20 protein-coding genes and 2 pseudogenes are annotated in these 20,559 nt (G+C 69.6%); 15 read left to right on the top strand and 7 right to left on the bottom strand.

Annotated elements, in window-relative coordinates:
* Nucleotides 1–61: 61 nt before the first annotated feature.
* The 9 genes and pseudogenes from V4Y04_RS35180 (at nucleotide 62) to V4Y04_RS35220 (ending at nucleotide 11,823) form a co-directional block, all read left to right on the top strand.
* Nucleotides 62–1,801 carry an RNA ligase family protein gene (locus V4Y04_RS35180; RefSeq protein WP_332432335.1) on the top strand — a complete coding sequence of 580 codons (1,740 nt, stop codon included), beginning with the start codon at nucleotides 62–64 and terminating at the stop codon, nucleotides 1,799–1,801.
* Nucleotides 1,801–4,704 carry a poly(A) polymerase gene (locus tag V4Y04_RS35185; protein WP_332432336.1) on the top strand — a complete coding sequence of 968 codons (2,904 nt, stop codon included), beginning with the start codon at nucleotides 1,801–1,803 and terminating at the stop codon, nucleotides 4,702–4,704. The genes V4Y04_RS35180 and V4Y04_RS35185 overlap by 1 nt, the downstream gene beginning before the upstream one ends.
* Before the next feature lie 115 nt (nucleotides 4,705–4,819).
* Nucleotides 4,820–5,436 (top strand): annotated as a pseudogene (locus V4Y04_RS35190) (IS5 family transposase); the annotation flags it as partial.
* Between the two features lie 139 nt (nucleotides 5,437–5,575).
* Nucleotides 5,576–7,156 carry a hypothetical protein gene (locus tag V4Y04_RS35195; RefSeq protein WP_332432337.1) on the top strand — a complete coding sequence of 527 codons (1,581 nt, stop codon included), beginning with the start codon at nucleotides 5,576–5,578 and terminating at the stop codon, nucleotides 7,154–7,156.
* An 80-nt stretch (nucleotides 7,157–7,236) separates the two neighbouring features.
* Nucleotides 7,237–7,685, top strand: a pseudogene (locus V4Y04_RS35200) (IS3-like element ISMyma3 family transposase); the annotation flags it as partial.
* Nucleotides 7,686–8,147: 462 nt separating this feature from the next.
* Nucleotides 8,148–9,251, top strand: a complete 1,104-nt coding sequence (locus V4Y04_RS35205) for a FecCD family ABC transporter permease (protein WP_332432338.1) — start codon at nucleotides 8,148–8,150, stop codon at nucleotides 9,249–9,251.
* Nucleotides 9,251–10,024 carry an ABC transporter ATP-binding protein gene (locus V4Y04_RS35210; RefSeq protein WP_332432339.1) on the top strand — a complete coding sequence of 258 codons (774 nt, stop codon included), beginning with the start codon at nucleotides 9,251–9,253 and terminating at the stop codon, nucleotides 10,022–10,024. The genes V4Y04_RS35205 and V4Y04_RS35210 overlap by 1 nt, the downstream gene beginning before the upstream one ends.
* A 40-nt stretch (nucleotides 10,025–10,064) precedes the next feature.
* The gene (locus V4Y04_RS35215) at nucleotides 10,065–11,093 is read left to right on the top strand and encodes an ABC transporter substrate-binding protein (protein WP_332432340.1); all 1,029 of its coding nucleotides are present in this window, start codon (nucleotides 10,065–10,067) and stop codon (nucleotides 11,091–11,093) included.
* Nucleotides 11,094–11,427: 334 nt separating this feature from the next.
* Complete coding sequence (locus tag V4Y04_RS35220; RefSeq protein WP_332433119.1) at nucleotides 11,428–11,823, top strand: (2Fe-2S) ferredoxin domain-containing protein; 396 nt, start codon at nucleotides 11,428–11,430, stop codon at nucleotides 11,821–11,823.
* A 70-nt stretch (nucleotides 11,824–11,893) separates the two neighbouring features.
* On the opposite strand, the gene V4Y04_RS35225 is transcribed toward V4Y04_RS35220, so the two are convergent.
* On the bottom strand, nucleotides 11,894–12,169 hold the full coding sequence (locus V4Y04_RS35225) for a hypothetical protein (protein ID WP_332432341.1): 276 nt from the start codon (nucleotides 12,167–12,169) through the stop codon (nucleotides 11,894–11,896).
* A 268-nt stretch (nucleotides 12,170–12,437) separates the two neighbouring features.
* Here V4Y04_RS35225 and crcB (V4Y04_RS35230) point away from each other — a divergent pair, with 268 nt between their 5' ends.
* Genes crcB (V4Y04_RS35230) through crcB (V4Y04_RS35240) form a run of 3 tightly spaced genes read left to right on the top strand, consistent with a single transcriptional unit; the run spans nucleotide 12,438 to nucleotide 13,539 of the window.
* On the top strand, nucleotides 12,438–12,821 hold the full coding sequence (crcB, locus tag V4Y04_RS35230; RefSeq protein WP_332432342.1) for a fluoride efflux transporter CrcB: 384 nt from the start codon (nucleotides 12,438–12,440) through the stop codon (nucleotides 12,819–12,821).
* Complete coding sequence (locus tag V4Y04_RS35235; RefSeq protein WP_332432343.1) at nucleotides 12,818–13,168, top strand: DUF190 domain-containing protein; 351 nt, start codon at nucleotides 12,818–12,820, stop codon at nucleotides 13,166–13,168. Before crcB (V4Y04_RS35230) ends, V4Y04_RS35235 begins: the two co-directional genes overlap by 4 nt.
* On the top strand, nucleotides 13,165–13,539 hold the full coding sequence (crcB, locus tag V4Y04_RS35240) for a fluoride efflux transporter CrcB (RefSeq protein ID WP_332432344.1): 375 nt from the start codon (nucleotides 13,165–13,167) through the stop codon (nucleotides 13,537–13,539). Before V4Y04_RS35235 ends, crcB (V4Y04_RS35240) begins: the two co-directional genes overlap by 4 nt.
* A gap of 154 nt (nucleotides 13,540–13,693) precedes the next feature.
* On the opposite strand, the gene fmdA is transcribed toward crcB (V4Y04_RS35240), so the two are convergent.
* The 3 genes from fmdA to V4Y04_RS37950 form a co-directional block, all read right to left on the bottom strand.
* Nucleotides 13,694–14,941, bottom strand: coding sequence for a formamidase (gene fmdA, locus V4Y04_RS35245; RefSeq protein WP_332432345.1), 1,248 nt, complete (start codon nucleotides 14,939–14,941; stop codon nucleotides 13,694–13,696).
* A 159-nt stretch (nucleotides 14,942–15,100) separates the two neighbouring features.
* The gene (locus tag V4Y04_RS35250; RefSeq protein ID WP_332432346.1) at nucleotides 15,101–15,754 is read right to left on the bottom strand and encodes an AmiS/UreI family transporter; all 654 of its coding nucleotides are present in this window, start codon (nucleotides 15,752–15,754) and stop codon (nucleotides 15,101–15,103) included.
* Between the two features lie 178 nt (nucleotides 15,755–15,932).
* Nucleotides 15,933–16,211: an FmdB family zinc ribbon protein gene (locus V4Y04_RS37950; RefSeq protein WP_443080134.1), complete on the bottom strand. Its 279-nt coding sequence runs from the start codon at nucleotides 16,209–16,211 to the stop codon at nucleotides 15,933–15,935.
* A gap of 387 nt (nucleotides 16,212–16,598) precedes the next feature.
* Between V4Y04_RS37950 and V4Y04_RS35255 the strand changes: the two genes are divergently transcribed.
* Nucleotides 16,599–17,756, top strand: coding sequence for an NAD-dependent formate dehydrogenase (locus tag V4Y04_RS35255; RefSeq protein WP_332432347.1), 1,158 nt, complete (start codon nucleotides 16,599–16,601; stop codon nucleotides 17,754–17,756).
* Nucleotides 17,757–17,841: 85 nt separating this feature from the next.
* Here the strand turns inward: V4Y04_RS35255 and V4Y04_RS35260 are convergent, their stop codons facing one another.
* A complete protein-coding gene (locus tag V4Y04_RS35260) occupies nucleotides 17,842–18,270 on the bottom strand; it encodes a hypothetical protein (protein ID WP_211273210.1) in 429 nt (142 codons plus the stop codon).
* Between the two features lie 336 nt (nucleotides 18,271–18,606).
* Between V4Y04_RS35260 and V4Y04_RS35265 the strand changes: the two genes are divergently transcribed.
* Both V4Y04_RS35265 and V4Y04_RS35270 read left to right on the top strand, forming a co-directional pair.
* Nucleotides 18,607–18,864: a hypothetical protein gene (locus tag V4Y04_RS35265; protein WP_332432348.1), complete on the top strand. Its 258-nt coding sequence runs from the start codon at nucleotides 18,607–18,609 to the stop codon at nucleotides 18,862–18,864.
* 422 nt (nucleotides 18,865–19,286) lie between these two features.
* A complete protein-coding gene (locus tag V4Y04_RS35270) occupies nucleotides 19,287–19,775 on the top strand; it encodes a hypothetical protein (RefSeq protein WP_443080135.1) in 489 nt (162 codons plus the stop codon).
* A gap of 38 nt (nucleotides 19,776–19,813) precedes the next feature.
* On the opposite strand, the gene V4Y04_RS35275 is transcribed toward V4Y04_RS35270, so the two are convergent.
* Complete coding sequence (locus V4Y04_RS35275; protein WP_332432349.1) at nucleotides 19,814–20,065, bottom strand: hypothetical protein; 252 nt, start codon at nucleotides 20,063–20,065, stop codon at nucleotides 19,814–19,816.
* A 46-nt stretch (nucleotides 20,066–20,111) separates the two neighbouring features.
* Entirely contained in the window at nucleotides 20,112–20,513 is a 402-nt protein-coding gene (locus tag V4Y04_RS35280; protein WP_332432350.1) for a DUF305 domain-containing protein, read from the bottom strand.
* Nucleotides 20,514–20,559: the final 46 nt, after the last annotated feature.

The raw sequence follows: 20,559 nt of genomic DNA on the forward strand, positions 1-20,559 counted from the left end.
GGATCTGTTCTCGTCGGGCTCCTACAGTGACCGGACCCGACATCGTCACGAAAAGCGGATCATGCGTGTGCACTACCCCCGTACGCCTCATCTCCCATGGTCGCCGGGGGCCGCGTCGGACGACATACGAGCCGATGATCTGTCCGGGCTGCGCGGCCGCGAGGTCGTGGTCACCGAGAAACTCGACGGGGAGAACACCACCCTCTATGCCGACGGGCTGCACGCCCGGTCGCTGGATTCCGCGCACCATCCCTCGCGGGCGTGGGTGAAGAGCCTGCAGGGACGGATCGGCGCGGAGATCCCGCACGACTGGCGGGTGTGCGGCGAGAACCTCTTCGCGCGGCACTCGATCGCTTACGGAGACCTGGAGAGTTGGTTCTACGGGTTCTCCGTCTGGGACGGCGGCAACCGCTGCCTGGACTGGGACCGGACGGTCCGGTTCCTGCGACGGCTGGGAGTTCCGGTGCCGCGGGTGCTGTGGCGGGGTGTCTTCGACGAGCGTGCGCTGCGCGCGCTGCGGTTGGACACCGTGCGCCAGGAGGGCTACGTCGTACGCACCGTCGAGGGGTTCGGCCGGCAGGAGTTCGGGCAGCGGGTGGCCAAGTGGGTGCGCGAAAGACACGTTCGAACCGATACACACTGGATGCACGCCGCTGTCGTGCAGAACGTTCTGGGCCCGAACGCCGCGCTGTGGGCGGTGCGTTCGGGGGCGGCCGCCGACGTGCCGTCTCTGTCGGCCGCGCTGGGCGTCGCCCCCGAGGATCCGGCCGCCGCCGAGGCCGCCGTCGCCGATGTGTCCGCGAGACTGGACGTGCTGGGCCGGTCCGGGGACGTACGGCTGGAGGGTGTCCTGGCCGCGATGCTCCACAGCACGCGCCGGGCGTGGCTCGGGCCCCGCCTCGCGGGGCCGCTGGGCATGCCGGGCGCCCGCCGCATCGCAGACCTGGTCGGGCTGTCCCCGAGGCTTCAGCGCCCGTACCCGGACGGCGACCGCCGGACCGGTCTGGCACGCTTCGCTCTCGCCGCCGACCTGGGGGTGCTTCACGCGGTCGCAGGGGCGGTCGCGCACACCGCCGAGGCTCGCGAACAGGTCGAATGGTCCGCGTTGCACGCCGAGGAGGCCGGGCTGCTCGGCGAATCGCCGCTGGAGCCGCTGCGGGCCGGGCTGCGGGACGCACTCGCCGGCCTCGGCTCCGCCTCCGCCGACCGGTGCTGGGCGGAGGCGCGGGACGCGTTCGCCCGAGGGCGGATCTCCACCGTCGACGAGGCGGTGGCGGCGAGCTGGCGGTGGCGTTCCGGGGCGTTTCCCCGGCTGATCCATCTCGTCGGGCCGTCGGGCAGCGGGAAGAGCACCTTCGCCGGGAGTCTCCCCCGGACCGACTCGTGCGTCTCCCTCGACGATCTGCGCCGGGCCCGGGGCTCCCGGGCCGACCAGCGGGCCAACGGGGAGGTCCTGCGGGAGGGACTGGGCCGGCTCGACTCGGCGCTGGCCGGCGGCGGGACCGTGGTGTGGGACGCCACGTCCCTCAACCAGCACCAGCGTTCCCTGGTGCACGGGGTGGCACGGCGCCGCGACGCCCTGGTCACTCACGTGGTCGCGCTGGTCGACGTGGAAGAGTTGGCACGGCGCAACAAGGGGCGTGCCCACCCGGTGCCGCCCGAGGTGCTCGCCTCGCAGTTGCACCGGTTCACCCCGCCCTACCCGGCTGAGGCCCACCGCACTTGGTACATCGGAGCGGGCGGAACCGTCGACGACACCACAGGCACGTTGGACGGCATCGTGGACGGAGGAGAGACGTAATGCGTACGAGCGACGAGATCTATCACCGGGTCCGCTGGGACCCGCGGTTCGACCCGGCCCGGTTCGTGCTGGGGATCACCCAGCGCGGTGCCGCCCCCGAACGAGTCCCGCTGCCCTCCTTCGTACCCGGCGGCGACATCCCGTGGCACCGGGTGCTGTTCGTCGAGGCGGACGGCGAGCTGGTCTGGGACCGCACCACCGGTGTGGACCGCATCGACGCGTCGGACGCCGGACGAGTGCGGCACCCGCGCCTGCTGCGAGCGCCCTTCTTCACAGGCGGGACGCCCTACGCGTGGGAACCGGCAGAGGGATGGCGACCCGCGGACGGCGCACCCCGGACGACCGTGCCGAGCGCGGGAAGTCTGCGCGTACTCACCTGGAACACGCTGTGGGACCGGTACGACAGCGACCGCATCGACACCGCCCGGCGCCGCCCCCTGCTGCTCTCGGCCCTGGAGGACGCCGACGCGGACGTCATCGCGCTCCAGGAGGTCGAGGCCGGTCTGCTCGCCCTGTTGCTGCGGGCACCCTGGGTCCGCGCCGGTTACACCCTGGGCACCGCCCCGGGAGGGAAGGACATCGAGGACAGCGGGCTGCTGCTGCTCAGCCGGCTGCCCGTACGGGAGGCGGGGCGGCACGAACTCGGACCGCACAAGGCCGTCACCGCCATCACCGTGGAGACCGGCTCCGGTCCACTTGTGGTGGCCACGACCCATCTGAGCAGTGACCACTCCCACAACGGCCCGGCCCGGCGGCAGGCTGAACTGGGCCGGCTCGCCGAGGGACTCGGCGGCGTGGACGGCGATCTGATCCTGGTCGGTGACTTCAACGACGGCGGCGACGAACCGGCCGCCGCGCTCGGGCTGCGGGACGCCTGGACGGAGGTCCACGGGCCCGGCGACCGGACGCCCACGTTCGACCCGGGCGTCAATCCGCTGGCCGCGGTGTCCTCGCTGTCCGGTCGGGCCTCCCGGCTGGACCGGATCTTCCTGCGCACGGAACGGCTGCGGGCGACCGGGGCATTCCTGCGGGGCGACTCGCCCACAACGGACGGGCTCTACGTCTCGGACCACTACGGCGTGGAGGCGGACCTTCAGCTGAGCGGTACGGAGCCCACGGACGTCCTCGACGCACGGCCGACAGCCCGCACCGCGCTGGCGTGGATACCTCCCCAGGAGCTGTGGCCGATCCTCCAGGGCATCCGCCAGGAGCACGATCCGCAGTTCCATCGCTGGCCGCCCCACGTCAATCTGCTCTTCGGTTTCGTGCCGGAGTCCGACTTCGAGCGAGCCGCCCCGCTGCTGGCCGAAGCGGCGGCCGGCACGGCGGCCTTCACCGCCCGGCTGGACGGGGTGCACACCTTCGGGCACCGGGACGATGCCACCGTCTGGCTCGACCCGGCGGCGGCCGGCGAAGCACCGTGGGCAGGACTGCGCCGCACTCTGGAGGAGCGCTTTCCGCGCTGCCGCGGGCGCGCCGAGGGCTTCACCCCCCATCTCACCCTGGGCCGGACGAGGGATCCGCAGCGCCTCGCCGCCGCATGCGCCGCCCGGCTCGACGGCATGTCGGCACGAGTCGAAGAGCTGGTCCTGCTCTCCCGCCGGGGCGACGAACCGATGCGTCCACGCGCCACGATCGCTCTCGGAACGGGCGACGTACGGTGGCTGCCCGAAACCCCCGAACCCGCTGCCCCCGGGCCCGCTGCCCCCGGGCCCGCTGCCCCCGGGCCCGCTACCCCCGGGCCCGCTACCACCGAGCCGACCGCGGAGAGCGAGGCCCAGGCCGCCCCGGCGCGCAGGACGGCGCAGCGCATCTCCGCGGCGCTGGGTGACGGAGTCGTCCACATCGTCGGATCACGGCGTATGGGCTGCGCCCTGGCCGGAGCGGACCTGGACCTGGTCGCGGCACTGCCGGGCAGCGCCGACCCGGCCGGCGTCCGGGCACGGGTGACCGCCGCGCTGCCGGACGCCACCCGGGTGCGGCAGGTGACCGGCGCCCGGGTGCCGGGCCTGCGGCTGCGCACCGGTGATCTGGACGTCGACCTGGTCATCGTCGCCACCGGAACGCTCGACCCCGGCGAAGCAGTGGTCCGCCGCGCCGAGTTGGACGAGGGGGCGGCGATCGCCCTGAGTGCGGTGAGCGACGCGGACGCCGTACGGGCCGCGGTAGGCGACCGCCACACCGCTTTCACCCGGCTCGCCAGGCAGGTGAAGGCGTGGGCCGGGGCGCGCGGCCTCGACTCGGCTCCCTTCGGTGGACTGCCGGGCCTGGCCTGGTCGGTGCTGGCGGCCCGTACGACATACGAGGCCACGGACCCGGCCGCTCCGGACCTGCTCCGCCACTTCTTCGGCACCTGGGCCGCCTGGAACTGGCGGGACCCGGTCGGCCTCACCCCCACCGGAACGGGACCGCACACGCCCGTGGCACTCATGACGCCCACCGATCCCGTCCGCAACTGCACCGGACAGGTCGGCGCCTGCTTCCGGGACCTGCTGACCGATGAGCTCTACCGCGCCTGGACCATCCTGGAAACGGCAGCGGATGCGGGCACGGACCCCTGGCCCGAGCTGTTGTCGCCGCCCTCCCTGCACCGGCAGCACGCGGCCTGGGCGATCCTGACCGTACCCCCGGGCCCTGCCGAGGAGTTCGAGGAGACTCTGGGGCGCGTCCGGGGGCGTCTGCGAGCGCTGCTCACCGCTCTGGAGGACGCCGGAGCGGGGGATGCGCGCGCCTGGCCCCGCCCGTTCGAGACCGGGCCGACGTTCGCACGGTATGCGATCGGCCTCGGCCGCACCCCGCCCGACGCCGCCCGGCTCGCGGAAATCTCCGAAGAGTGGGGCAGAGACCTGCGCGGGGTCGACGTCAGGTGGGCGGAATGCGGCACCGTACCGACCCTGCGCTGACTGGAGGGGGGGACGCGTCAAGGAACGTCACCCCGAGCCGGATCCCGCAGGTGCCGGCTTCGGTCAGGGCGTCGACGATGCCGTGGAGCGCCGGTACGTCCTGACGCGGTCCCGCGGGCCGTCCGGAGCCACGGCGCACAGCCGGTTCACCGAGTGGACCAAGGCCCGGGTGTGGGCCAAGCTACACCGTCCGGTCCTGGACGAACTTGGCTCCCGGGGTGAGCTGGACCGGTCCCGTTGCGCGATCGACCCGGTGAACACGCGGGCCCTGAAAAGGGGGACCTGACAGGTCCGAATCCTGTCGACCGGGGCAAGCCGGGTTCCAGGACGCACGTCCTGTCGGACGCGGACGGACTGCCTCTTCTCGTCGGCCTCTCCGCGGCGAACACCCACGACAACCTCGCGCTGAAGCCGATGGCCGAAGGTGACCACACGAGACGCCACCCTCACCGCGGTCGGTACTCCAAGCCCCAGCGCCTGCACGCCGACAAGGCGTACGACGTAGCTCACCTGCGGAAATGGCTATGGGGCAAGCGCATCGCCCGCAAGGGAGTCGAGTCCAGCGAACGGCTGGGGCGCCGAAGGTGGGTCATCGAACGCACGATGTCCTGGCTGACCGGATACCGCCGCTCAACCACCGCTACGAACGCCACCCCCCGCAACTACCTGGCCTTTCTCGGCCTGGCAGCAGCCCTGTGCCGCTACAAGAAGCTCGCAAAAATCGCCACCTGAGACAAGCTCTAAGTCCGAGACCCGTTCTCCCACAACGTGTTCCACAGCATTCCCGAAGGGTTTCCCCACCGCACCCCTTCTGTTGGCCGTGCCTGGCTATCTTCGCCTCGCCCGGTCCGGCAGCAGGAGAGGTATGTCCATGAGCACCCCGGTTCACCGCACCTCGACACGGCAGTCCGCAGCCGTCCTGACGTCGGCCCGGCAGCGTCGGGAAGGGAGCCGGACCGGGAGTCCGTCCAGGAACTCGGGGGAGCACGCCCTCCTCCAGCTGCAGTCCAGCGCCGGCAACCGGGCCACGACCGCGGCGGTGCAGCGTGCCAGGGGCGCGGACAAGGGGAAGGCGCCGGAGAACGGCGGCGCGTCCGCCGGAGCGAAGAAGAAGGACTATCGCGACCGGATCGCCGGGCTCCTGGACAGGTTCAAGAAGAATCTCGAGCCCATCGACACCTTCATCAAGGGTGTCCAGACCCCCACCAACGCGGGCTTCACCCAGCAGGCCGCCGCCGCGGCCAACGAGGGTCTCAAGCACTCCACCGCCGCCTCGGGGACCTCCGCCGCGTCCGGGAACCTCCTCACGGAGGCCGCCGGCACCGTGGTCAACGGTATGGACGCGTACAAGAACATGAAGGACGCCAAGAAGCACGAGAGCGGGGCCGCCCACCACACGGCGAACAAGAAGGCCAAGACCAAGGGGGTCGACACGGTCGTCGGCGCCGCCGGTTCGGGAAGCTACAGCGCCGCCATCGCCAAGGAGGTGACCAAGATCCAGAAGGCGGCGGACGCCGCGGTGGCGTCCGAGGCGAGCGGTATCGCCAGCGCTTCCGTCGGTGCGATCAAGGGCATGCGCGCGGCCTTCCGCGCCGGGGGAGCGGCCAGCAAGTACATGAAGGTGAAGAAGCTCGGAGACCCCCACCTCGTCCACGCGGGCTCACTGGCCCGGCTGAACGAGTCGCGGGAGCAGGCCGGCTGGGCCGCGGCGGAGGCGTACGTCGCGCTGGACGCCTACTGGAAGCATGAGGGCGAGGGACGGCTGGAGCTGGTTTCCGAGGCCATCGACGCCGCCTGGGAGGCGATGGAGGAAGCCCGTGACGCCGCCGAGAGCCTCCGGCGAGCAGAGAAAGACGTGGAAAAGCTGAGCACGGTGCAGGGGTACGCGAAGAAGAAGCAGCTTACCAAGATCGGCAAGGAGACGGTCGGCGGCGCGGTGGGCGAATCCACCAAGGCCGCAGCCGGCGTCGTGACGGCGGTCGCGGCGGGAACAGCAGGGCTGGCGAGCAACCCGGTCGGATGGGGCCTCGCCGGGGCCGGGGCCGGCCTCGTCCTCGGCGTCACCATGTACAAGGCGCTCCGCGCCGCCACGAAGCGCTACGAAGAGGTCCGCCACCCCGAGCGCTGGGCGCCGGAGGGCGGGACCCCGGCGGGGGCCGCATCCCGCAATGAATCGCTGCAGCATGCCCTGAAGTTCTGGACGAAGGTGTCGAAGGGCGAACGCCAGGCCATGGCGCGCGAGATCTACGCCCTGGCGGCAGGTCCCGACATCCCCGGCAGCGGCAACACAACGGCCGAGATGAGGCAGTCCGCGAGGGCCCTCCTCAGCGCCCTCAAATCAGGACCCACCAACCACAAGCTGGAGCCGGAAGCATGGGCGGGCACCCTCAATGACCCGGCGAAGACCGCCGGTTGGATCAAGGAGATAGCGGAACAGCTGGCCTCGGGGTGACCGGGAGGCAGGGAGCGGGACGGTTCACCGAACCGTGTTCCGGGTTCGCCAGGAACTCGATCATGTGAGCGGAGCGAGTCATCGCACGTCCTTCCCTCTACCCGCTTGAGCTGCGCCGTCGTGCGGTGCGGACGGTCGCCGAGGTGCGGCCCGACTACGACACCGAGCGGGCCGCGATGAAAGCGGTCGCCCAGAAGCCGGGCATCGGTACGACCGAGACCCTGCGCAAGCGGGGACGGCAGGACCAGATCGACGCCGGCCCCCGGCCGGGCACCACGACGGAGGAGTCCGCCGAGCTGAAACGGCTGAAGAAGGAGAACGCCGAGCTGAAGCGGGCGAACGACATCCTCAGAGCCGCGGCGTCTTTCTTCGCGGCCGAGCCCGACCGGCCACACACACGCTCGTAGCGTTCATCGACGAGCACAAGGGCCGCTTCGGCGGCGTCGAGCCGATCTGCCGGGTCCTGACCGACCACGACCGCAAGATCGCCCCGTCCGCCTACTACGCCCATCACTGCCGGCCGCCGGCCACCCCGACGCGTCGGATGCCCGCGGTCATGCCTGCTCCTCAGCCCGCGCACGAGGTGCCGGCTGTAGGAGTCCGGGGTGAAGAACAGAGGCAACTCACCGGTCGGCGCCGTCCGTTCGAAGAGAGCACGGATGTCGTCGCTGGGCGCCCACGGGTACTCGGCGCCGAGTACCACGATCTCGTCGTTCTCGTCCCAGGGCGGGGCGCGGAATCCCCGTGGAGAGGAGGCATGGGGCAGGCGCTAAGCTACAAGCGCCTCGTGGGGGAAGTCCGGTTTGAGTCCGGCGCTGACCCGCAACGGTAGGCGGAGTCCCGCACAGGGTTCCGTAAGCCCGATTACCCGCGGTGGTGAAGCTCCTGTCAATCGCCGTGGACTGCGAGAGGTGCTGCGCACGGCGCCCAGCGCCCGGGCCCGCTCCTTCGATCACGCAGGTGCACGGCCCGAGGCGAAAGCGATCCGCCTGTGGCCACGCTTTGCGACCGCACACCCGCCGTACCGCACCGCACCAAGAGCAGCGGACCCCCACCACCCCGGCGCGTCTCGTTGCCCTTGCTCGTGACCGGCCTGTGTGTCGCGCTTCCCGTCTCCCTGGCCTGCGGGGCGGGCATCGGGGCGTCGGGGCTTTCGTGGAGTGAGGCGCTGCACTACCTCTGGGCGGGGCTGACCGGTGGGTCCATAGCTCCGGACGAGGTCTCCTCCTACGTCATCGTGTGGGAACTACGCTTCCCGCGCGCCGTGCTCGCGGCGGTGGTCGGTGCCGGTCTGGCATCCGTCGGCGTCGCCGTCCAGGCCATGGTCCGCAACGCGCTCGCGGACCCGTTCGTCCTGGGCATCTCCTCCGGTGCGGCCGTCGGGGCCAACGCCGTGCTCATCTTCGGCGTCTTCGGCGCACTCGGTGTCTGGGCGCTGTCCACGGCTGCGTTTCTCTCCGCGCTCGCGGCCATGGTGCTGGTGTACGCGATCGCCCGCACCCCGCGGGGGCTGACGCCGCTCCGGCTCGTGCTGACCGGTACCGCGCTGTACTACGGCTTCTCGGCCGTGACCACGTTCATGGTGTTCGCCGCCGAGCACGGTGAGGCGGCCCGGTCCGCGATGATGTGGCTGCTCGGCAGTCTGGGCGGCGCGAGTTGGTCCTCCGTACCGATCGCCGCGGGCGCGGTGCTCGGCGGCCTCGTCCACCTCGGCTGCTCGGCCCGGCGCCTGAACGCCCTGGCGATGGGCGACGAGACCGCTGCCGCGCTGGGCGTGGACCCCGGACGGCTGCGCAAGGAACTCTTCCTGACGACCGCCGCCGTCACCGGGGCGGTGGTCGCGGTCAGCGGGGCGATCGGTTTCGTGGGCCTGATGGTTCCGCACGCCGCCCGGATGCTGGTCGGGGCGGACCACCGCCGGCTGCTGGCCGTAGCCCCCCTGGCCGGCGCCGTGCTGCTGATCTGGGTCGACATCCTGTCGCGCGTGGTGCTCGCCCCCGCCGAACTGCCGCTGGGCGTCCTGACGGCCGCGATCGGCGTGCCCTGCTTCGTCCTGCTCATGCGCCGCCGTACCTACACCTTCGGAGGCGTGTGATGCAGGTCGACATCGACAAGCTCACCGTGGAGATCTCCGGAGCGCGGCTGGTGGAGGACGTCTCGCTGCGGGCGGGCAGTGGCCGGTTCGTGGGGCTCGTCGGGCCCAACGGCAGCGGCAAGTCCACCCTGTTGCGATGCGTCTACCGGGCCCTGCGTCCCACAGCCGGTGCGGTACGTCTCGGCGGCGACGACCTGCTGGCCATGAGCACGCGCGAAAGCGCGCGTCGGCTCGCCGCTCTCCCGCAGGAAGCGGTCGCGGAGTTCGATTTCACGGTGGCCGAGGTCGTGGCCATGGGCAGGCTGCCGCACCAGGGGGCGGTGGCCCGGGAGACCGACGAGGACCGGCGCACATGTGCCGCCGCACTGGAAGGAGTCGGCGCCGGCCATCTGGCCGGCCGTGGCTTCCTCACGCTCTCCGGCGGTGAGAAGCAACGGGTCCTGATCGCCCGCGCGCTCGCGCAGCGGCCGCAGGTCCTGGTGCTGGACGAGCCCACCAACCACCTGGACATCGCCCAGCAGTTGGAGGTCCTGGCCCTGGTCCGGGCCAGTGGACTGACCGTGCTCACCGCGCTGCACGATCTCAACCTCGCCGCGCTCCACTGCGACCTCGTCCACGTCATCGACGGCGGACGGATCGTCGCTTCCGGCGCCCCCCACGACGTTCTCACGCCCGTCCTGCTGGCCGACGTCTTCGGTGTCCGGGCGCACCGCGTCCCCCACCCGGAAACAGGCGCGGTCCAACTGCTCTTCGACCGACTTCCCTCCCAGTAACCCGCCTCCCCGGTCCACCCTCGAAGGAGTCACCACCACCATGCCGCACCTCGCACGCCCCGCCGCTCTCGTCCTCGCCCTGGCTCTTGCCGTCACCGGCTGCGGGGCGGACGTCTCGTCGGAGGAGGGGGAGGGGGAGGGGGACGCCGCGCGGGCGTCCGACGACCACTACCCGATCACGGTGGAGAACTGCGGTGAGAAGAGGACGTTCGAGCGGGCTCCGCAGCGCGTGGTCACCAATGACGTGGGAATCACCGAGATCATGTTCGCCCTCGGCCTGGAGGACCACATGGCGGGATACGTCATGCCCGACGACAAGGGCGATCTCACGACGGTGCCGTGGAAGGACGGCTACCGGAAGACCAAGTGGCTTTCGAAGGAGCGGATCAACAAGGAGCTGGTACTGGACGCCCGTGCCGACTTGGTCTTCGCGGGCTGGAACTACGGATTCAACGAGGGCGAGGGCTTCACGCCCGCCGCGCTGCAACGCGTGGGCATCGACTCGTATCTGCTCAGCGAGTCGTGCCGCAACGGACAGGGCAAGGCCCGCGGGGTGATGCCACCGCTCGACGCGCTGTACACGGACCTGCGCAACCTGGGAAAGGTGTTCGACGTCGAGGACAGGGCCGAAACCCTCATTACCTCGTTCCGCGAGCAGGTGGCCGAAGCACAGGCGAGGGCTCCGAAGGGCGCCGACCGGCCCCGGGTGTTCCTCTACGACAGTGGCGAGGACAAGCCGTTCACGTCCGGCGCCTTCGCCGGACCCCACGACATCATCACCAAGGCCGGCGGCGACCACATCATGAAGGACCTCAAGGACAGCTGGACCACCGTGGGCTGGGAGACCGTCGTCGCCCGCGACCCCGAGGTCATCGTGATCAACGACTACGGCGACATCACCGCGGAACAGAAGCGCAAGTTCCTCAAGTCCTACAAGCCGCTCGCGAACGTCTCCGCCGTCAAGAACGACCGGATCGTCGTTCTCGACTACGTCGACCTCGTCGAAAGCCCGCGCAACCCCGCAGCCATCAGCTCACTCGCGGCGGACCTCAGGAGCCTCGGCTCCTGAACCCGAGGGCCCGCCTTTCCCACGGACCAGCGGGTTGGACAGACGAACGCGTGTCCGCGCCTGCCGGTCCCTGCGGAGTGCGGGAGTGGGCCGGAGCGGACCAGCACTTCGCCCACTGTAGTGGCGGGTGGTCTTGGCACGGGGCTGGTGACGGCCGGTGAGACACCGTCGGCGCAGGCTACCCGGCGGGACGGGAGAGCATCGCCGGAGTCGGAGGGAGCAGGACGTGAGTTGTAGTACTGCTGTACGACAGATCGACCGCGCTCGATGTGGTCGTGCCGTACGAGGCGCTGTACCGGGTACCGGGGAAGGGGAGGGCGTGTACATGTCCGCAATGCCGACCGGAGCGACGGCCGACGAGTCTACGGAAGTGACGGTGACCGGGTCGGTCCCGTGCCGCATCGTCGTGTGCCGGGACTGCTGCTGTGGCAGTCCCAAAGTGACCGGCGTCGATCACACGGCCCAGACCCAGAGCCTGCGCGCGGTGGCGCCGGTACGTGTCTCCGACTGCCTCGACGTCTGCGACCAGGCCAATGTCATCGTCGTCCAGCCCTCCGCCGCGGGCCGTGCCGCCGGTGCCCGGCCCGTCTGGCTGGGGCTGGTCAACGACCCGGACACGACCGAGGACATCGCCGCCTGGGTACGCGCGGGCGGACCCGGTGTGGCTGCCCGGCCGGACATCCTCGACCTGTACGCCATCACGCCACCGCGGCGGCGTACGGCCTCCTGAAGCCGTGCCCGCCAGGAGGGCCCGCACGCCTCGGCGGTGACCCGCTGTCGGACGAGCCGGGCACTCACGCTCACTCACTGATCTCGCATCGGGACACTCGCCAGAAAGGAAGCGCCCCGACATGACCGAACATGCTCGGGCGTCTGCAGAGGCCGTCACCGCGGCCCTGCACGACGTGGCGGCCCTCGGCGGCTTCTTCGTTCTGCACGTAGGCGGCCGGGACGAGGGCTGGCATCCGCTCGACCACTCCTATGCGAGGGGCTTCACCGACCTGGCCGACGCCGTCGCGCAACGGCACCACACCCGCGAGCCGCGGATCGGCGTGTCCATCGCCCACCTCGGACACGCCTCCTCGGGAGCGAGGTTTAGGGTGGTCGTACGGCATCGATGGGGTTACAGGGGATGGTGCCCGACGGGCGGCAGTGACGCGACGACGGCCCTTGCTCACCTGGAGCAGGGGCGGGTACACGGTGGTCGGTGTGCAGAGGCGTGTGGGGCGCAGCGGTCTGAGGGGTGTGGCTGGAGGGCCGAGCACGGTCGCCGGGCCGGCCGGGCGGGCCACGGCTGCTGGGGAGGCGCGGCTTCGGGGTGAAGCGCGTCGGCGGGAGTCGGCGGTGCTTTCCGTGATCGCCGTCGGTGGGGCGGTGGGGGCGGGCGCCCGCTATGAGGCGGGGCAACTGTGGCCCACGGGCAGCAGCGCGTTCCCGTGGACGACGTTGGGTGTCAACGCGGTCGGCTGTCTGATCATCGGGGTGTTTCTGGTGGTGGTGACCGAGGTGTGGTCGGTGCACCCGCTGGTGCGGCCGTTCTTCGGCACGGGGGTGCTGGGCGGATTCACCACCTTCTCCACGTACTGCGCCGACATCGAACGTCTGGTCGTCCAGGAGCGGGCCGGTATTGCGCTGGCCTACCTGGCGGTGACCGTTGTGGCCGCGATGGCCGCGGTGACGATCGGCGTGGCGGCGGCGCGCCGCGCCCTGGTCGGGAGGAGACAGTGATGGAGCTTACGGGTCGCGCACTGCGCATGACGGTCTTCGTGGACGACACCGACACCTGGCATCACAGGCCGCTGTACACGGAGATCGTGCACCGTGCTCACAAGGCCGGGCTGGCGGGGGCGTCGGTCTTCCGTGGGGTGGAGGGGTTCGGGGCGTCCTCGATCGTGCACACCACCCGGTTGCTGTCGATGGCGGACGACCTGCCGATCGCGGTTGTCATCGTGGACGAGGAGGAGCGGATCCGTGCCTTCCTGCCGCAGCTGGACGAGTTGGCCATCGAGGGGCTGGTGACCCTGGAGGAGGTTCAGGTGGTGCACTACGTGGGGCGGGAGGCCGTGAGCCGATGAGATTGCTGCTGGTGCTGCTCGGCGGCGCGATCGGGGCCCCGCTGCGGTATCTGACCGACCGGGCGGTCCAGGCGCGTCACGACACGGTCTTCCCGTGGGGCACCTTCGCCGCCAACGTCACCGGCTCGATGATTCTCGGCGCACTGACGGGGGCGGCGCTGTCCGGTGCCGCGTCGAAGGACATGCAGTTGTTCTTGGGGACCGGGCTGTGCGGGGCGCTGACCACGTACTCGACGTTCTCCTATGAAACGCTGAGCCTGGCCGCGGCCGGCGCGAGGTTCCTGGCGTTCGTCAACGTGGTGGCCTCGGTCATCGCGGGGCTCGGAGCGGTGTTCATCGGCTTGGCCGTGGCCAAGGCGGTCTTCGGATAGTCCCCGGCCCTCACTGTCCGGATACCGCCTGAGCGACTCACTGCGATCGTGTGACTGTCCCACTGCCGGGCCGGGCCCGGCCTCCGGGCGGCTTGTGCCGATCGGAGTCAGGGCCCGGTGGTGCCGGATCCCGGTCAGGGGGGATCGGTCGGCTTCAGGTGGTCACCGCGCACTGACCGCGGTCTGCGGCTTTCGGTCCCTCCGCAGTGGGATGGACGTCGAAGTCGAAGATCCCGGTCGGGAGGTAGAGGGAGCAGCAGGCGTTGGGGATGTCGACGATCCCGCTGATGCGTCCCTCGATAGGGGCCGCACCGAGGAGCAGGTATGCCTGCTCTCCGGTGTAACCGAACTTCTTCAGGTACTCGACGGCGTTGAGGCAGGCGCGGCGATAGGCGACCGTCGCGTCCAGGTAGTAGTTGGTGTTGGTGTCGTGGTCCACGGAGATCCCGATGAAGGAGATGAACTCCGAGTACCGGGGCTCGACGTTGCCCGGCATGAAGAGGGGGTTGGTGGTGACACCGTACTTTTCCATGCCACCCTTGAGCAGATCGACGTGGAAGTCGATGTAGCCGCCCATCTCGATGGCGCCACAGAAGGTGATCTCACCGTCTCCCTGGCTGAAGTGAAGATCACCGCCTGACAGCTTGGCGTCCGCAACATGGACCGGGTAGAAGACGCGGGATCCACGAGTGAAGTTCTTGATGTCGTGGTTGCCGCCGTTCTCCCGTGCGGGGACGGTGCGGGCCCCTTCCTGGGCGATACGTCCGGCATCCGATCCGGTCGCCTGGCCGGCGAGGGCCTGGTCGGGGTCGGGCGCGAGCCCGAGTGGCGGGATCCGGTTGGGGTCGGTGTCGATCAGGGCCTGCTCACGCGTGTTCCACCGCTGTAGCAGTTCCTCGGACGGCGCGGTGCCGAAGAGGCCCGGGTGGGTGATGCCGGTGAAGCGGACACCGGGTAGGTGCCTGGAGGTCGCCACCTGCCCATGGAAGTCCCATATCGCCTTGTAGGCATCGGGGAAGTAGTCCGTCAGGAAGCCTCCACCGTTGGCCTTGGCGAAGACGCCGGTGTATCCCCAGGCTTCACCCGGTGCGTTTCCGACCTGCTGCGGTACCGGCCCGAGATCCAGGATGTCCACGACGAGCAGGTCGCCCGGCTCCGCGCCTTCGACGCCTATCGGCCCGCTGAGCATGTGGCAGCGCATCAGGTCGACGTCGCGGACGTCGTTGGCGGAGTCGTTGTTGCCGATCTGCGCGTCGGTCCATTCGCGGCATTCGACGCGGAACTCGTCCCCCGGGCGGACCATCGCGGCGACCGGAACATCCGGATGCCACCTATTGTGTCCAGGTACGGCCTGGTCGCGCATCGACCGGGACTGGTCGACGCTGAAGATTACGTCAGGCATGTGAACTCCGTGATCTGTTCTGTACGGGTGAGTGGGTGCGGCGCGTGGCCCGGGGTGCTCTGACCACCCCTCACGCCGCTTCTGCCGTCTTCGTTTCTCGCGTTTCAACCACCTCCCGGCGCTCCCATCGAGGAGTCGGCGGCGATCATCGGCAGGCTGCTAGCCGGGGCTGCCGGCCGGGTAGCCCGGGGCGCTGTACTCCTCCGCGGGCCTGCCGGGCCGCCTCCGGCGAAGTGCGATCCATAGCGCGGTGAAGGTCAGGACGCCGAACGCGCCCAGCGCGATCGCCGTCTCAAAGAAGTTCTCGGTGACCCAGTAACCGGCCAGCAGCAGGAATGCCGGTATGACGCCGGTTACCCAGCCTTCGATCGCTGTCACCCAGCCGACATAGGACGTCAGGGTCTCCATTTTCAGTCCCAGGAGCAGGAAGAAAAGGAACCAGAGGAACGCCCAGTAGAGCCATATCACTCCGAACGGCTGATCGTCGAACAGCCGGAAGTTGACGAATGAATAACCCAGAGCCACGATGGCCACGAACAGTGAGTAATAGCCCACGCCTGTCGTGTCGAGTCCCATGAGTAGTCCGATTCCTACATACAGGTATGTGAAACCGAAGAGGAAGATGCCCGATGCGAGCACGATTTGGCGGGGGTCCTGATTCGCGGCGATGATGAGATATGTGGGTGTGAGGACCTGAAGTCCGCCCACGAACAGATTGAATACGGCGGCTGATCGGCTGTCGACCTTTCCCAGCAGCATCAACCCGTTCAGGAAGAGCACCGCGCCTACAAAGAGAAGTCCGACGTTGGCCAAGGGGGACACCTCCCGAGATTTCGCTCCGCGAGCGAGGGGCCCGCCGGGCGGTCATGCGGCCGAGATGCTGTTGTGCGCACCCCGTGCCTCTGGCGAGGCGGCAGCAGGGATCGAGACCGCCCCACGCCCCCTTCTCCGAGGAGGCGTTGGACTGATTCCGCCGGTCCGCGACTTCCCCTCAGGGTCGGGGGAGCCGGGCGAGGGCTGGATAGGCCGGCCTCGGCGCAGCCTGCTCGGGAGGCACCCGCGTGACCACCGCGGGGTTTTCCCGAGACTTTTCCTCCTGCTCGCGCAGGCCCGCGACGGCAGGCGGGGTGAACGCGGTCGCGGGGGACGAGTACACACGTCGAGCCGTATTCGAGCACTGCGGGCAGGCGTGCGCGGTCGGCGCTGTGCCGATCGGCAGTTTGACGTCGAACGATCCGCAGTGGTTGCAGGAATACTCATACGTCGCCATGAGTCGTCTCCGCCCCGCCACGCTTCCGGCTTTAGGCCGTGGCGCGGTTCTGGTCGAGCCAATGAACACCGGAGTAGCATCGCCTCTTATTCCAGGCAACGCCTGTGACGACGGCCTGTCAAGGCGAGTTGGAGATGCCCCTGGGGTAGCCCTGCGCCGCCGTGCCGAATGGGCGGGTATGGCGCGGCGAGTCCCACCGGGTGGCAAGGACGTGGCCCCCGCACCACAGGCTGCTCGGTCGAGGCTTTGCGGGCGCGGTGATCAGCGTTTTTGGGCCCGTTTGTTGTGCGGCGGCCCGGTCACTCGGTACCGGACAGCAAGGCCGGCCGGAGCGAATGCGCGGTTACCGGACCACGCCTGTGCGCCGGCCTTCGTAGGAGTACGGCCATGGCAAAGATTCTCACGGTGCTTTATCCGGATCCCGTTGACGGCTACCCGCCCAGGTATGCCCGAGATGAGATCCCCGTCATCAGCGGCTATCCCGGAGGGCAGACGGCGCCCACCCCCCGGAGCATCGACTTCAGGCCGGGTGAGCTGGTCGGCTGCGTCTCCGGCGAACTCGGTCTGCGTCCGTTCCTGGAGGAACGGGGCCACACACTGGTTGTCACCTCCGACAAGGAGGGGCTCGACTCCGTGCTGGAACGGGAACTTCCCGACGCCGAGGTGGTGATCTCGCAGCCGTTCTGGCCCGCCTATCTCACCCCTGACCGGATCCGGCGCGCACCGCACTTGAAGCTGTCGATCACAGCCGGGATCGGTTCGGACCACGTGGACCTGCCGAGCGCCATCGAGCACGACGTCACCGTTGCGGAGGTCACCTACAGCAACAGCATCAGCGTGTCGGAGCACGCGGTCATGCAGATCCTTGCTCTCGTCCACAATTATCTGCCCGCCCACGAGTGGGTCACCGCCCGCCGAGGGTGGAACGTGGCCGACAGCGTCTCGCGGAGCTACGACCTGGAGGGCATGGACGTCGGCGTTTTCGGTGCCGGACGGATCGGCATGGCAGTGCTCCGCCGGCTGAAGCCGTTCGATGTGAAGTTGCACTACAACGACGTGCACAGGTTGCCACCAAACCTCGAGCGGGAGCTGGGGCTGACCTGGCATGCGGATGCCCGCTCCCTGGCGGCCGCCGTCGACGTGCTCTCCATCCACGCGCCGCTGCACGCGCAGACGGTGAACCTCTTCGACGACGAGATGCTCGCGACCATGAAGCGAGGGTCGTACATCGTCAACACAGCCCGCGCGCTGATCGTCGACCGGGACGCCGTGGTACGCGCTCTGGAACGAGGCCATCTGGCGGGTTACGCCGGTGACGTCTGGTACCCCGAGCCGCCGGAAGAGGACCACCCGTGGCGCAGCATGCCGCACGAGGGCATGACACCGCACGTGTCCGGTTCGACGCTCTCCGCGCAGGCCAGGTACGCGGCAGGCGTCCGGGAAATCCTGGAGTGCTGGTTCGACAACCGCCCGATCCGTCAGGAGTACCTCATCGTGGAGGGCGGCAGGCTCGCCGGGACCGGGGCCCGCTCGTACACCGTCTGACACGCACGGCAGGAGTCGGCGGAGCCGTCACCGCCCGTGCACAGACGGCCCGGGACGGCACGCCCCGCTCTCCGTGTTCTCCGTGTCAGGGAGCCCCCGCGATCGCACAGGCGCGGCACGGGGGCCGGCCGCAGGTGCACTGCAGGATGGCGTCCAGCACCTCATGGTCGTGGTAGAGGCACTTGTCCCGGCAGGTGTGGCGCGGGACGAAGCCCGCCTGGAGCTCGTCCGGCCAGGGCTCCTCGCCCTCCCGGCAGCGCACGAACCGCTCGGGATCCGTGGAGTGCAGCCGGTGCATGCTCTCCCGTGCCTCGCCCTCCAGGTCATGCGTTTGGGCGACCATTGCCTTGAGCTGGTCGGCGAGACCGGAGAACCTGGCATCGCCCGTTCTCACATGGGCTGCGCCCAGCGCCATGACAGCGTTGCCCAGGAACCGACGAGCGTCCTGAAGATCGGTCACGTGATGCAGTTGGATGCCCGTCACGCTTCTGACCCACACGGCGTCTTCACTCACTTGTCCACCTTCCGGGGCCGCTCGCCCACTGGTAGTGCCGGCGCGGAAGTACGTCGTATCTTCCTCATGCGCCCTGAAGTCCGGTCCGGGCGGCTGCCCGCAAGGTCACCGGTGAACGTCCTGCTTCAGACCCGGTCCGCCGCACCGCGGAAAAGGCCCACATAGGGGACGCATGCTCTCAAGAAAGCTAATTCTGCGGTGCGAGCCAGTCCAGCCCTGTATCGGTGAACCACCTCACAAGCGCTGCACCTCTGCTTCCCGGCAGTGGTGAGGTGCCGGGGGATGCGGCGGCGTGCCGACCGGGTCCACTCCGGGCGTCGAAGGCGCAGCAGGTGGATGTTCAGCAGCGAGTCCAGATGCACCACCGACGCCGGCCCCGGATCCCGCTGCCCGGCCTTCCACCGGGCGGCGTACTCCTCGCACCGCATCGCCCCGTACGTCGCGATCCGCTCCGCCTTCGCCCGACCCCGTGGCGCGGCCTTCTTCGCGTTGCAGACCTCCGTCAAACGCGCGATGGCTTTCTCCCAGGTCGCGAACCCGGACTCCTTCACGTGCTTCCCGGCCGCAGATCGATACCGGACCTTGTCCGGGTGAGGGAACTTCGACCACCGCGACCGAGGATGCCCACACTCCTTGAAGAACGATTTCCTCCCACGAACCAGGGCAGCGGAACTCACGGTTGCTGATTCCTCCAGGCCCGACGCCGACAGTTTGCTGACCGGCGGAGAGAGTGCGGGCCTGTGCCTGGTTCGCTACATCAGCGTGAGGTTGGAAAGCGCTCACCGGATCGAGTGACTTGGGCTGTTCCTGCAAGGAGGGATCGCTGACCGATGCGAGGGCAGGCGGCCTCCTGGGCCTCACAAGCTGCCTCGGCCTGGGCGTCCTTACGGATGACGCTTTCCGGGGGAACCTTCAGGACGGGACGCCGAGGTGAACGGCCACCGGTGTTCGTCCGTACCCCACTGAGGACGTCAACCCGCCGATACGGGCGGAACCAGCCGAGACGGAGAAGGTACGTGCCCCAGCCACAGCCCCGAGAACGCGCCGGCATCGCCCCACTTGCCGCTTCCTGGGGGCGTACTGCCGCACTGGCCGGAATGCTGGCTCTTCTGCCCTTGACCGCCGCCTGCAGCGCAGGCGGAGAGACGGAAGCCGACAACAAGCCGTCAAAGGCTTCGGCGTCGGCCGCAGCGGTGGTGGCCCCGGCGAGGATCGAGGTCATCGCCAACCTGACGGGCTGCAAGGCGAACATCCGCGTCGAGGCCGAGGAACTGCGCGAGGGGATATGCCACACCGAGCAGGGTGACTACCTCATCACGACCTTCCCGGAGGAGAAGTACAAGCAGACCTGGTTGGAGACCGCCAGGGTGTACGGCGGTACGTACCTCGTCGGCAGCCGTTGGGTCGTCAGTGCCGAACCGAAGATGCTCGAGCCGCTGCGGAAGAAGATCGGCGGAAATATCCAGCGGCTCCAGGGCTTCGGTCCTACGCCGGGTCCGTCGTAGGACCGAACGAGGCCTCGCCACCGCACCCGCGTAGGCCCTTACCTGATCTCTGCCGTCTTCGAGACGGTGACCTGGTCGATGCCGGAGACCCGCCCGGTGGCCTTCATCGTCCAGGTTCCGGCGATCGGGAGGGTGAGCGTGTCGGTGCTCCAACAGCCGCTCCGGTCGGCGAGCTCGGCGTCGAGCGGGCCGATGCGCTGCTCGGGCAGGGTGAAGGACAGGCGCAACTGGTCGAGCAGCGTAGTGGTGGCCATCCCGGGCATGAGGGAACCGTCCTTCGCCTCGTGCATCGAACCGTGGCCCCTCCACGCCGTGGGGCCCGGCTGGAGGTCTTGTTCAGCCTCCAGCCCTCCAGCCCTCCAGCCGGCCCGGCATCATGCCGCGCTGCGTGGCCCGGGTGTCGATGATGTCGTGGGCGAGGGTGCGGACCTCCTGGTCGCCGGTGGGGTCACGAACGATGAACGACATCTCCACCGCCTGCCGGCGGTGCACCGACATGTCCCGGGAGAACCCGGCCTCCGAGGACGCCGTGCCGGGCGTCGAGGTATTCGCCGTACCCTCCGCGGTTCGCCACCACAGGGCGAGGGCGGCGAGGACCAGGAGCACGACGCCCACGGCGACCAGGACAGGCGTACGGCGGACGGCGAAGCTGTTGCCCGCGGCTTCGTGGGCTTCCATGGACCGGCTGGCGAGCACGGCGATCCGGAGATGCGGCCGTGGATGCACCTGCCACGGCATGTCGTGACCATGCCGCTGTTCGACCTCGTCTGCCGGGACTCTCCGT

Source organism: Streptomyces sp. P9-A2 (assembly GCF_036634175.1).
Taxonomy (GTDB): domain Bacteria; phylum Actinomycetota; class Actinomycetes; order Streptomycetales; family Streptomycetaceae; genus Streptomyces; species Streptomyces pratens.

What these genes read in the sequence shown, in the direction of transcription:
- V4Y04_RS35275 (WP_332432349.1), bottom strand. Translation starts at nt 20,065, where the DNA reads ATGCACGAGGCGAAGGACGGTTCCCTCATGCCCGGGATGGCCACCACT.
- V4Y04_RS37950 (WP_443080134.1), bottom strand. Translation starts at nt 16,211, where the DNA reads ATGGCGACGTATGAGTATTCCTGCAACCACTGCGGATCGTTCGACGTC.
- V4Y04_RS35280 (WP_332432350.1), bottom strand. Translation starts at nt 20,513, where the DNA reads ATGCCGTGGCAGGTGCATCCACGGCCGCATCTCCGGATCGCCGTGCTC.
- V4Y04_RS35215 (WP_332432340.1), top strand. Translation starts at nt 10,065, where the DNA reads ATGCCGCACCTCGCACGCCCCGCCGCTCTCGTCCTCGCCCTGGCTCTT.
- fmdA (WP_332432345.1), bottom strand. Translation starts at nt 14,941, where the DNA reads ATGCCTGACGTAATCTTCAGCGTCGACCAGTCCCGGTCGATGCGCGAC.
- V4Y04_RS35265 (WP_332432348.1), top strand. Translation starts at nt 18,607, where the DNA reads ATGTTCAGCAGCGAGTCCAGATGCACCACCGACGCCGGCCCCGGATCC.
- V4Y04_RS35180 (WP_332432335.1), top strand. Translation starts at nt 62, where the DNA reads ATGCGTGTGCACTACCCCCGTACGCCTCATCTCCCATGGTCGCCGGGG.
- V4Y04_RS35210 (WP_332432339.1), top strand. Translation starts at nt 9,251, where the DNA reads ATGCAGGTCGACATCGACAAGCTCACCGTGGAGATCTCCGGAGCGCGG.
- V4Y04_RS35220 (WP_332433119.1), top strand. Translation starts at nt 11,428, where the DNA reads ATGCCGACCGGAGCGACGGCCGACGAGTCTACGGAAGTGACGGTGACC.
- V4Y04_RS35185 (WP_332432336.1), top strand. Translation starts at nt 1,801, where the DNA reads ATGCGTACGAGCGACGAGATCTATCACCGGGTCCGCTGGGACCCGCGG.
- crcB (WP_332432344.1), top strand. Translation starts at nt 13,165, where the DNA reads ATGAGATTGCTGCTGGTGCTGCTCGGCGGCGCGATCGGGGCCCCGCTG.
- V4Y04_RS35255 (WP_332432347.1), top strand. Translation starts at nt 16,599, where the DNA reads ATGGCAAAGATTCTCACGGTGCTTTATCCGGATCCCGTTGACGGCTAC.
- V4Y04_RS35195 (WP_332432337.1), top strand. Translation starts at nt 5,576, where the DNA reads ATGAGCACCCCGGTTCACCGCACCTCGACACGGCAGTCCGCAGCCGTC.